At 44.0% G+C, this 11,362-nt stretch carries 14 protein-coding genes; 2 read left to right on the top strand and 12 right to left on the bottom strand.

All coding sequences use genetic code 11. From position 1 onward, the window contains the following. Positions 1-148: 148 nt before the first annotated feature. From AC07RN_RS18595 to AC07RN_RS18635, 9 genes are all read right to left on the bottom strand, one after another. Entirely contained in the window at positions 149-1,003 is an 855-nt protein-coding gene (locus AC07RN_RS18595) for a PA4780 family RIO1-like protein kinase (protein WP_015960107.1), read from the bottom strand. A 627-nt stretch (positions 1,004-1,630) separates the two neighbouring features. Continuing rightward, entirely contained in the window at positions 1,631-1,951 is a 321-nt protein-coding gene (locus AC07RN_RS18600; protein ID WP_478337026.1) for a TA system toxin CbtA family protein, read from the bottom strand. Between the two features lie 36 nt (positions 1,952-1,987). Beyond that, positions 1,988-2,311 carry a type IV toxin-antitoxin system YeeU family antitoxin gene (locus AC07RN_RS18605; RefSeq protein ID WP_478337027.1) on the bottom strand — a complete coding sequence of 108 codons (324 nt, stop codon included), beginning with the start codon at positions 2,309-2,311 and terminating at the stop codon, positions 1,988-1,990. A gap of 12 nt (positions 2,312-2,323) precedes the next feature. Continuing rightward, positions 2,324-2,791, bottom strand: coding sequence for a RadC family protein (gene radC, locus AC07RN_RS18610; RefSeq protein ID WP_447510310.1), 468 nt, complete (start codon positions 2,789-2,791; stop codon positions 2,324-2,326). 70 nt (positions 2,792-2,861) lie between these two features. After that, a complete protein-coding gene (locus AC07RN_RS18615; protein WP_447510309.1) occupies positions 2,862-3,683 on the bottom strand; it encodes a DUF932 domain-containing protein in 822 nt (273 codons plus the stop codon). A gap of 98 nt (positions 3,684-3,781) precedes the next feature. Next, a complete protein-coding gene (locus AC07RN_RS18620) occupies positions 3,782-4,186 on the bottom strand; it encodes a hypothetical protein (protein WP_447510308.1) in 405 nt (134 codons plus the stop codon). A gap of 35 nt (positions 4,187-4,221) precedes the next feature. Beyond that, on the bottom strand, positions 4,222-4,401 hold the full coding sequence (locus AC07RN_RS18625; protein ID WP_110021563.1) for a hypothetical protein: 180 nt from the start codon (positions 4,399-4,401) through the stop codon (positions 4,222-4,224). 50 nt (positions 4,402-4,451) lie between these two features. Beyond that, the gene (locus AC07RN_RS18630; protein WP_447510306.1) at positions 4,452-5,255 is read right to left on the bottom strand and encodes a hypothetical protein; all 804 of its coding nucleotides are present in this window, start codon (positions 5,253-5,255) and stop codon (positions 4,452-4,454) included. 19 nt (positions 5,256-5,274) lie between these two features. Next, on the bottom strand, positions 5,275-5,709 hold the full coding sequence (locus AC07RN_RS18635; protein ID WP_050287066.1) for a hypothetical protein: 435 nt from the start codon (positions 5,707-5,709) through the stop codon (positions 5,275-5,277). A 589-nt stretch (positions 5,710-6,298) separates the two neighbouring features. Between AC07RN_RS18635 and AC07RN_RS18640 the strand changes: the two genes are divergently transcribed. Further along, positions 6,299-6,934 (top strand): inovirus Gp2 family protein, encoded by a 636-nt coding sequence (locus tag AC07RN_RS18640; protein WP_130956108.1) that lies wholly within the window; start codon positions 6,299-6,301, stop codon positions 6,932-6,934. Positions 6,935-7,328: 394 nt separating this feature from the next. On the opposite strand, the gene AC07RN_RS18645 is transcribed toward AC07RN_RS18640, so the two are convergent. Together AC07RN_RS18645 and AC07RN_RS18650 are read right to left on the bottom strand one after the other, a co-directional pair. Further along, positions 7,329-8,876 (bottom strand): DUF3987 domain-containing protein, encoded by a 1,548-nt coding sequence (locus AC07RN_RS18645; protein WP_478337028.1) that lies wholly within the window; start codon positions 8,874-8,876, stop codon positions 7,329-7,331. Positions 8,877-9,024: 148 nt separating this feature from the next. Continuing rightward, positions 9,025-9,231, bottom strand: coding sequence for a helix-turn-helix transcriptional regulator (locus tag AC07RN_RS18650; protein ID WP_113876206.1), 207 nt, complete (start codon positions 9,229-9,231; stop codon positions 9,025-9,027). 126 nt (positions 9,232-9,357) lie between these two features. On the opposite strand from AC07RN_RS18650, the gene AC07RN_RS18655 reads away from it, so the two are divergent. After that, positions 9,358-10,056, top strand: a complete 699-nt coding sequence (locus AC07RN_RS18655) for a hypothetical protein (RefSeq protein WP_478337029.1) — start codon at positions 9,358-9,360, stop codon at positions 10,054-10,056. Positions 10,057-10,503: 447 nt separating this feature from the next. Here the strand turns inward: AC07RN_RS18655 and AC07RN_RS18660 are convergent, their stop codons facing one another. Continuing rightward, positions 10,504-11,313 carry a hypothetical protein gene (locus AC07RN_RS18660; protein ID WP_332540228.1) on the bottom strand — a complete coding sequence of 270 codons (810 nt, stop codon included), beginning with the start codon at positions 11,311-11,313 and terminating at the stop codon, positions 10,504-10,506. Positions 11,314-11,362: the final 49 nt, after the last annotated feature.

Raw genomic sequence — 11,362 nt, forward strand, 5'->3', positions numbered from 1 at the left:
AGCCTGCGATTGATAAACGTCAAAGGAGTCAGAACATCCTAATGTGAAACGCTCCCGTGGATAAGCCGTTAAATTTAATGGGGTGGACTGAGAGTCTGCGCGCTGTTTTAAATGACGAAACCTGGCAACAACACCGCTCATTCCACCGTTATTGGTCGTCACGTTCCTGGGCTGCGCGCTGACGATCGTAGTACTCATCTTCTGCGGCAATGATTTCATCCATCAGTGAACCCATATCCACATCCTGAAGCTCTTCAACAAAGAGACCGGTCAGCGGAGATTCTGGTGTTAACTTCCCATCTTCATACAACGCCCAAATCTCTTTCGCATAACGTGTTTGCAATAGCTGGGGGGCGAACTGACCGTAGTAGGCGGTGATGTTGCCCACATCACGTTCAAACATGGACTCAGCGTGGTTGTTCGCGGCGGCGTCAACGGCCTGCGGAAGGTCGATAATCACCGGGCCTTGGGCATCAAGTAACACGTTAAATTCTGATAAGTCGCCGTGTACGATGCCAACGCATAACATGCGAACGATGTTGCGGATCATCGTGTGGAAATCGGCAACGGCGCTTTCTTCCGTTAACGTCACATCGCTAAGGCGCGGAGCTACCATGCCTTCTGCATCAGTCACCAGCTCCATCAATAACACGCCATCGATACACATATAGGGCTGCGGGACACGCACTCCGGCGTTCGCGAGACGGAACAGTGCATCGACCTCGGCCATTTGCCAGGTCTCTTCTTGTTGCTTACGCCCGAACTTTGAGCCTTTTTGCATGGCGCGCGAATTACGCGTGTTACGGACTTTACGCCCTTCCTGATAGTGCACCGCCTGCTTAAAGCTGCGCTGCGAGGCTTCTTTGTACACTTTGGCACACTGGATTTTGTCACCACACAAGACAGTGTAAACGTCGGCTTCTTTGCCACTTTTCAGTCGCTGAAGCACATCGTCTACCAGACCGTCATCGATCAGGGGTTGGATTCTGTTTGGAATTTTCATGCCGCTTTATACCTTATTTCAGGTGCTTTTCGTACCAATAATACAGGCGGTGATACTGAAAATGAAGGCTGCGCCAGACCGATGTGAATGTAAGGGTTGGTAAGATGGCTGACCCAGCTCAGGTTTGTTATTGAGGAGCACATTGTAGATAGCAGAAGGGCTTGTTTTTGTCTCGTTCAGCAACAGGTCATAAACTGCACCGGCATGGAGGGCAGCACTCAGTGATAAAAATTCGGTGTCTACGAGAGGCGCTCTCTTTTACCTATTACAGTTCTTACGCGAATGGGGATATGTTTTAGGGGACGTTTGCCATCTACTTAAACGTTTGCCCATTATCTCAGGATGAAGATGCATTTTCTCGGGCTGCTACACACATATCGGAGGCACAAAAAAGCCCGCAGGGCTTGCGCCGTACGGGCTCTTAGGACTTCATCGGATGACTCTGGTAATCACCGATGGAGAATTTTGGTGGGCTGGGGGAGTCTGAATTGGTGATGTAATATATTGAAATGGTTGACCTAAGTTATAATTCAACTTTTCTTTGGTGCCTATATAGGTGCCTAAAAGTTTTTTCACCTCTTTTTGATGAGAAAAGAAAGGCGAGATCGGAAGGAAGGCTAACGCTATTTATGTGTGCATTAATCCGGTAGCTTTCCTAGCTGTGAGAATATCGTTAGCGGTAAGAAAAGGTGTTTGTTCATGCCAGGTGAATCCCTTTCGGTCAATACGTACAAGTTCATAGCGCTCAACTAGAAAATTCACCGCATTAGCAAGTGTAACGCCAGCTTCAATATGCTCCTGTATGGCAAGTTCGTCATGGAACGGTGTGTCATTGAGTGTGAGGCCGTAATGATGCTCCAGCAGATATGTTAACAATTGCTGCCATAACTGGACGGGCGACAGGTGTGGCGAAACCGGTACCGTAGCCGGTGCAGTTGAAATTTGCATGAGTGAAGTCCTGATAAAAGAAGAAGAGAGAAGGTGTTACTGGGCTGGATAAATTGAAATGTAAACGTAGCCGCAACTGGCACGGGTATCAGCTACACAGCTTAATCCGGCAAGGTTAACCTTCACCTGATGTTGCCAACGAGGATTGAGCTCGCCGGTACGCAGCATATTTTCCAGTTGTGCTATAAACAGAGAGAAAGTTTGTTCCAGTTTCTGTAATTGCTCTGGACTAAAACTCCCCGTCAAACCGGCTCTGTCAGCGAGGTAATGTAGGCGATTGCCTTCCTGAACTAATCTGGCTCCAAATCTTGGGGTGATATCGCTTTGTAACCCCCACTCATGGGATGGTGTAAATGGCATGAATACCTCCGTTCAAAGCAAACCACGCTCGGCAAAAGAAACCACTTCGTTCCCTACTACGAGATGATCCAGCACCCGCACTTCCACCAGTGCCAATGCTTTTACGACCCGCTGGGTGATATGTTTATCCTGCTGGCTGATTTCTGTCGTCCCCGATGGATGGTTGTGAGCCAGAATTACAGCAGCATTGTGCTTCAGGGCCGATTTAACCACTTCACGTGGATGCACTTCTGTATGACTGAGTGTCCCGCTAAACAGCGTTTCTCGCTCCAGCAGACAGTGCTGATTGTCGAGATACATCACGATGAAGGCCTCACGCTCCAGGTGAGCCATCTGAAGTTGCAGCCAGGTTTTAGTGACGCTGGTGGAGATAAAAGGCTCACTGGGTTGACGCTGATATTTTTCCAGCAGGTGCAGTGCGCGGCGAATGACACGTTGCTCGTTGGCAGTGAATACCGGGGATATATTGAGTGCGAACATAATTGCTCCTGAAAACAAAAAGCCCCACCGGCTTAGCGGCAGGGCGTGAAGAGATGGATGGTAAAAAGGTTCATGAAGCAAGCTGCAGCATATTCTCAGCCATCACCCAAAGGGCGCGGTTTAGCTTCACATCCCCGTCGATACCTTTCACGGCACGAGTATGAGCACGCTTACCTTTGGTCGTTCGCCCCGACAGTCCACCTTTGATCAGGTTTTCCTGGATACGCTGGTAAGTGGTCCACAGATCGTTGCTCTCGTCCTGCCAGCGGCGCGGGGAAAGGATCTGCGATTCCGTCACCGGCTGATGATCTTCGCCAAAGCGATAGGTTAAAGCCGCTTTCGCCATCGCCTGCTGTGCAGGTGGCGGTAATATCAGCGACTGCATGGCATCACGCTTCTCTTCCACTCGATCAAAAATCCCCAGCACTTCGTAAGCCCCTTCAATGACTTTCTCCACCACATTGCCTTTATGCGGCACGCGCACCTCCCCGAAAGACTCACCACAAATCAGCCCATTTTGACAAACCGATCTAAATAGACCCGGAAGCATCTGGTATGAACTGGAACCATCATGGCTGTTAAGGAGGATAATTTCTGGTACCTGCTTGCCAGTAATTTGTCCTTCACGACGCAGGCGCAGCATGTGTTTGGTATGCTCTCGCTTGCTCGGGTCGCGCACTCGGGTCTGGCAGGCGAAGAATGGCTGGAAGCCTTCGCGCTGCAGATTTTCAAGAATGGTTATGGTCGGTATCCAGGTGTAGCGTTCACTGCGGGATTCATGTTTATCTTCGCTGAAGACACTCGGCACATAGTGTGCCAGTTCGTCACGGGTTAACGGGCGGTCGCGGCGAACAAGATTGACTGAGCCGAAGCGGCTGGCTAAACGGATCATAAAAACTCCTGTAGAAAATGGGCATAAAAAAGGCCACCCCGAAGGATGGCCCTGTCTGTTATTAATGAGTCTGATTAGGTGGCTGGTGGTAACGTTGGTTATAGCGCAGGTGGCGTCAGTTCTGCTGAGTCGTGTCTTTCGGCCCGGTAGAGCTGTAGTTGCGCCAGTAACGGGGCTTTCCGTGACTGGAGATAAGCCAGGCACCATTCCCTTCTGACAACCAGTCTGACCGGTACGGGCAGAAGCTCATAAGCCTTACTGAACACCGACTCGATAAATACATCGTCACTGAGTTTATCTTCAGCAATGTTCAGTAAGCCGTTGATAACGATAATATCGAGCAATCGCTTATATCGTGTAGTACGGGATTTTGGCCCTTCTGCCGTTTGCTCACTGACATTTTCTTCAACCCGCTCAACCGGATTATCAGTGGAGGAGACATTTCGCAGCATACTGAATTTCTCTTTCAGTCCCTTGAGTTTCCCCTGGGTATTTTCAGACATATTACTTTGATCCTCTGAGCGCTCAGAAAGGGTGATCAGGCGAGTGTGGCGAGTTTTTTAATGATACGTATCAGACTCAGTGTGGTGAGGCTGGCTCCCAGTGCTTTAACCCCAACAGAATTGCTGCGCATCAATGTCACACCGGCAACACTCAAAACAAGTTGCCAGGTACAGTCCACGGTTGGTGGTGTTTCCTGCTGTAATGTTTTTCCCACTGAACCTCCATTAGCTGAATGCCGAATAAAAAGTTATCTCACTGATAAGGTTATTTATAACCATTGGGAACCCAATGGCCCTGCTTACGGATATCAGTAATGGTGTCTCCCTGGTTGATCGAAATCGTGCGCCAGCCCGGCTCGTTGGCGGACGGATTACCGTAGGAATACCCCACTGACATCGTGAATGTTTCACCTGTCGTGGTAGTTACATCAGCTTCATATGCCGCTTCGGTATTTTGTTTGCGGATGAAACGCACGGTATTAATGGCACGACAACGCAGACTACTTTTGGCATGTTCAAAGGAGTTATCCGCCATCTGGCAACCTTCAGATTTAATTTCATCCGTCAGGCTTGTCGAAGCATTAAAGTTTTTAGGGGCAGGAACGAAGTTAGCCATATCACTTCGCATTGTTGGAGGATCTGTTTGAAGCACAAGATAAACAGGACAATCTGATTTTCCGACTTCACAGGCTTTTGCGACGTAATCACGTACCAGCCAACCTTTATTGCCGAAATACTCAGCACCGCTCTCGTCTTTACATTGTGACCACGTGGCTTTTTGTCCCATCATCACGCCGTCTACCAAGACGCAGGTGACAGCTTTTACAGGCTTCCCGTTCCAGCGAACAGCGTCAAAGGGTTGAATGCCGGTATGATTCACATCAAGCGTGTAAGCCTGTGGATTCTTCGCTATCCGGTCATTTGCCTGTTTAAGTTGATTACTGCCTTCCTGAGTCAAAAAGAAGGTATAGCGTTCGGGATGTATGTCGCCGTGAATTGTCATTGCAGACGAGACCAATGGAAAAAACAGTGCTGCGGAGCTGAGAGATAAAACAATGAGTTTACGCATAAGGTTTCCTTTCAGTTTATTAATGATTAATGCAGTCCTGCCATGTGGCATCAGCCAGTGCCTCATTCAGCCCTTTGGCGCTGAATTTTCTAGAGATAACGGCATTCATAGAGGTCATTTTTATTACGTCTTTTTCACATGTCGCTTTTAGCGCAGTAAAGGCAGTTTCATCCAGAGGATGGTTCGTACCATTGATACTGACTCCAGGTTCAGAAAGTCCTGTTTGTGACGAGACGCGGTAATCCTCCGCAGGTACGCTGTAAGCAGCAGCCAGCTTTCCGCTTGTACAGGTCAGTGTGAGCACTTCACCTGAAGCATTTTGAGTATTGAGTTCAAACTCCATGGCACTGATGTTCCCGTACCAGTCCCCCCATTGCTGGTCAGCCTGTACGGCGCTGGCACTGTGGCTGAGCACCAGTAGTCCAGCCAGAGTTGCATAATGGTTTCTGAGCATTTAGTTTCCTTTCCTGATGATTTACATACAAAAAAGCCTGCTTCCGTTTTAAAGGGAGCAGGCTGATCGTATTGATTAAATGAGCTAGCGGATAATCGTTAATACAGATCAGTTTCCAGGAATTGATCGTTATCATCTATTAAAATATCGATCAATTTGTTTTTATCAATAGGTTTAAGCTATCCAATGTTAAGTATCGATCGGTGTGATAGATCAATATGTTGTACCAAGCCGGAATATTTTTTTTGTACCGTCTCCTAAGTGTTATATAGACATGAAATTATCTGGAAAATAAAATTTAACTCGAACAGCAGGGTAAGGATAATTCATATTTAGAGCAATTTCTGACAATGCTTCTTTGACAGTAACTTCAGAGTTATATTATGTAGATAAATTACTCGTTTTTAATGTTTCCTTCTACTATTGCAAAATTACTGTTTGTGGAGTGATTATTGTCTGTTCTGTAATAAAACAATAGAGAAGGGGGATATAATACCTAAAACATTAATGTATTTATCAGTGGTACATAAAAGTAATTAATTACATATCCAGAACATTGTATTGAAATAACTAACATAAGGGGTTGGAAATGAAACCATACATTAGTAAGTTATATGGGCCATGTAATCAGCATCACATAAACCGCATTCATGATACCTTGAATCAATCTCTTAGTGCACATCCAAGGACGTTCATTCAGAGAATAGATTTAAGAATACCAGATACCAACTATGAACAATATCGTGATGACTCAACATTGATGACTCGTTTTATGGAGTCACTAAAGTCTCAGATAAAACAAGCACAGAAGCGGAAAAAAATACAGGCTAAGCGGGTACATCATACTGATGTTCGTTACGTCTGGCTAAGAGAGTTTGGTGAGCAAAAAGGTAAGAAACATTACCATGTGGCTTTGATGCTGAATAACGATGCGTACTGGAATGTGGGGCCTTACTGTCCTGTTAGTGGAGTGTACATACATAGCCTAGCGTTAATGATTATGGAAGCATGGGTAAGAACACTGAATCTTCACACCCAACCGGATTATCAGCGGTACTATAAGTTGGTACATTTTGTGCTTGAGGGTGACTTCACACTGAAAATTAATGATAAACACTTTGAGTACAGGCGAGGCCAGATATTTCAGCATCTCGAATATATGGCTAAACTCCATTCGAAAGACCGTACTGATGGACAGCGTAATTTTGGTTGTAGCCAGCGCTGATATATTTAAGATAGCCGGTATACGACAGGATGGAATAGAGTTGTAGCAGGGGGTAAATATCGCTGTAGTAACTTTCACTGTAACATTTAGTTAACGATTCTAGGGTGCTATGCGTTGTAGCAACACGGTAGCGCGTTACCTCACGGGTATTGGGCAGGATGAAAACTGAGCGATTTAGTGTGTTTGTGTAGTGCGAGTATTTCAAAAGGCTGCTACAAACCGCTACTGTAGCGATAGTAGCAAGGTAATGACAAAGGGATGCTTCCGTTTTAGGTGGAAAAGGCCCATGACACGGAAGTGCCAATGAGCCTGTTGAATGTGAATTTTGATAACAATTCAGTGATGTAATTTGTTATCTTGATGTTAATGGAGACCTGTCTTGAAACACGCCAAATTAATTAATTTGCTTAGGCAATTGCTGTGGGGGAAATTGCACGTTAGCAGCATTTTCGATAACGGCAGCATAATAGTTATTGCCCATATGCCAAGTAATGTACACGGCTGAATGAGGGCCTGGCTTGACGTAAGCAATAGCACCTGTGGCGATTATGCTATTCAGCAGAGGTTCCAGCTTATCACTGCGGCGGAACTTATTGGGCCCATATTTCATGATGTCGTTCTTCTTGAATGGAATCCCGCGATTGGAAATAAATTTCTGATTAATCCACTGGTAAAGCTCGTATACGTCTCGTTGAAACTTATATTCATCAGTGAACTGATAAAACCAAGATACTGCCTGGTTGAGATACCAATCCATGATAAGTGATGCATTCTGAACAACACTGAGTGGAATAATGTCTGTTTCCTGGTCGGAAAAATAGTGAAGCAAACCAGCTATGCGTAATGTATTAGTGTTAGCTTTCTGCAGCATGTAATCAACACAACGCCAACGAGGATCATTTATTGGCAAAGAAATCCATGTTTCACGCTTATTCTCCCAAAACTCTACAGCTTCAGGAGACAGTTTGAGTGTTTTTTTCTCAGTTTTACCTGAAAGGATGTTTTGCTTCTGCTTTTCCAGCAATTTACCAATCTGGATATTAAAACTGGTTAATGCAGCTTCACCATCGGCAGATGTATTAGGGTGATAACGATAACCCATACGAGCTGCAGTGTTTGTATGGATATTCGTAAACAGGAAACGGGCTAACAGGCCACTTTTTAAAAGCTTATCCTGGTTCTTTATCATTAAATTAAGAAAGAGAGGGCCTTGCGACATTAACGATAAAGTCAGTGTCGGTTTGAAACTGCGGGTGGCTTGATGGCTGCGTTTGTGTTCATAGCGATCACCATCCCAGGCTTTATTAAAAAACGCTGGATTATCTTTCGCGCAGGATTCAAAAAAGCCGCTCGCTTCATCGGAGTTCACGGTTCCAGTTGGATATTCACTTAATCCTTCAATGAGTGCAGCTACCGAGATATCGTTGTATGTAAGAGTGGGCAATACGGGTTTATTGGGCTTCAGGCCCGTATGTAATGCCAGTTCAGCTTCAGCGTCGTTGAGAAAGAGCTGTTTTTTGACTGCGGTACGCAGGTTGCTTTTCAGGGCCTGAAGTTTTGTCTCCCAGACGGCATAATCACGCTCGTATGCAGCCAATTTCTCCTGAAAAGCTTCATCTAACTCAGCTTTCAGCTTGTCGAATGGCTTCCTGAGCTGTTTGTTTACGGTCGATTTCCCTGTACCTGAATCTGCCAGTGTCACGATATAAAGTGCACAGGGTTCCGGCATATTCGTAAAAGGATTGATCACTTCAACCAGGGACTGGCAGGCCTCAGATACAGCGGATAAAGTTACATTGACAGCTAATTCCACCGGAATCTTCCCCCCATCCTGCAGGTGGTTCATGGAATTTTGCATCATAGATGTAAACACCCATAAAGGGATGGTTGGCACAGGAATGGTTTGGTGCTGGAATCCAGGCATCAACGGTAAATAGCTCATTTTTATTTTCCTTGAATTTTTTTAAATTAATTCAAAAGTGACATCACCGATGCGGCTTACCCTGCCGGGTATGGGCATACGGTGGGTGTTCACTATTTGTTTGTGTTAGTTCAACTGCAGTATTCGCTGCAACAGGATGCCAGAGAGGCTATGAAGCCCGTCGCTGTAGAATCCATTCATCCAGTTCGGATTCCAGCCAGCCAACGGATTGCTTGCCCAGCGGATAAGGTTTCGGGAATGTAGGGTCGTGGCGTGAGGATTTCACATTCAACCAGTCATAGATGGTCGATCTGGCGATCCCCAGTTTGCTGACAACATCAGGTAAACGTAGTACTTTCACTGTTGATATAGTCATTTTGCTTTGCCTCTGTTTGGGTTGGTTTGAACAGGACAGAGACTAGCGGTAGGAAAAATTGTTTGGGAGACGTGAGGTTAAGTATAAAAGAACATTAGCCCACGTATTGACATTCTGGAGGGGATTTTGAAAGTAAATGACGCTAGTGCCCTTTTTAACGAGTTGAAAGACGCTTATGAACTTAAACTTGATGAATTAAAACAAGATGGGGAAATATCGACTAAAAAATATCAAGAGGATGTTCAAAGGTTTTGTGAAATGAGAGAACAGGAATATGATGGGCTTGAATATTTTCTGGCGGAAAGTACGCAGTTGCTGAAAAGTGAGGCTGCATCTGTCTGGGTTGAAGCAGTTTTGCAGGGAAGGTTTGATAAGTATCTATATATATCGTTATGTTATTACCATCTGGCCTTTCTCGTGTCTGGCAGAGAGCGTATATCCGATGGGTGTAAGTATATTCAAGATGCCATGTATTTTTATGGTAAATGGCAGGGGAGTCGAGAAAATAAGGAGTGGGCTAAAGATAAGGAGGAAAAAGAAGAGGAAAGGCGTGAGAATATCAAAGAAAGCATGGATGATAAATACATGCCGATTAAAATAGAAATAATCCGTATTTTGCATAAGAAAGCGCCTTTGAAAAAATGGACTTCAATACCGAAAGCAATTGCAGGTATTCAGCGAGAATTAGAGATATTCCTTGAAAATGAACCGAAAGATAGGGGTTCTAATTTAGACCCCAGTAATTTGGAAAGAACAATAAAAGGCTGGCTAAAGAAGGATCGCTATTTGGGGTTTGCGTTTTCTGAAGCTGTTTTGAAAAAATAAAGAGGCGATAAACACTTAAGTTTCATGCTGATTATGCAATGAGATATGGAATGAAAATAATCTGGATTAGTAAGAGTGTTATTGCGCTATTTCTAAAGAAACTGCTCCAGAATATTCTTCTAATATGGCTCCAGGAAATTTAACGCAAAATAACGTACAGACATTTTATGACTAACAAAAAACTGCTAAGACACCTTTCAGTGCGTTTCTGCCGATATCTATTTTTGATGAAGGTAGAATACAATTAAGAATTGTTAAGGACTATAAATAGAGTACAATCTCTCGATTATGTAGAATATCCATGACCTTCCAAGAGTCTTTTGCGAATAATTTAAGAATCAGTCTGTGTATTTTATTTCTGCGGGGTAATTGTAACGCAGAATATGCAGGGTAAGTTCTAAATATCTATTGCTTAATAGTAGTCGCCACAGTGGTCTTGGCAGAAATTCACCCTCCCATTGACTGTGCTGCCTTTTTTATTAAATTTTCCCGGCACTTATAGCAAACTACGAATAAACAAAACGAAAATATCGTGCTAAGTATTTTGCGAATCATTTCATTTCTTTCTGAATAAATTTGATAAGTATCCGCAAGTGTACTATATGTTCTGGATAACAACTGTACCGAAGAGAAGTATGACACCATCGCACTATCGCATTTTTCTGAAAAAGCATTTTTATTTTGAGAGATGTTACGCATTATTACCCGGGTTTGTGCAACCAAAGCAGTAGATAATTTATCCTCAGATGGTGCGGTAAGTCCCGAAACCAATGCCATGTAATCCTTAACCGCATTTTGATTACATTCAGCAAGCTTTGGATAAATCGAATGTAAATTATCTGCTATATCCTGAACTAACTTTTGAGTTTCTGGGGGAAGATTTAAATACCAGCTTAGATATTTTTTCTCTTCAAATGGCTTTAACATACCAATGATAATTGGTTTTTCTGCTAACCAAAAATCCAAGTATCTAGATTCTGAAATATTCAACTTTAGTGCTATTTGCGCAGATTCTAAGAAAGTATGCTTTTTGGACATCAATTCATCCCTCATTTCATTTCGCTGATTTTGATATTCACTTCGCAGGTTCGTGAGTAATTGGGTATGTTCAATAACGATATTTTCATAATATCCGGGTGGGGTTTCTGGAATTGTCTTCAAACTCAACCATCCTAAATTGATCAGTCCGATGCTAACCATGAGTAGTACGGCAATGATTTCATATCTATTTTTATTTATATTCTGAAAGAAGCCCATTGAATAATTCCATTGTTAATTTTATTTATATATGAGATTGGTTACTATT

This window comes from Lelliottia sp. GFLA7 (assembly GCF_056490165.1).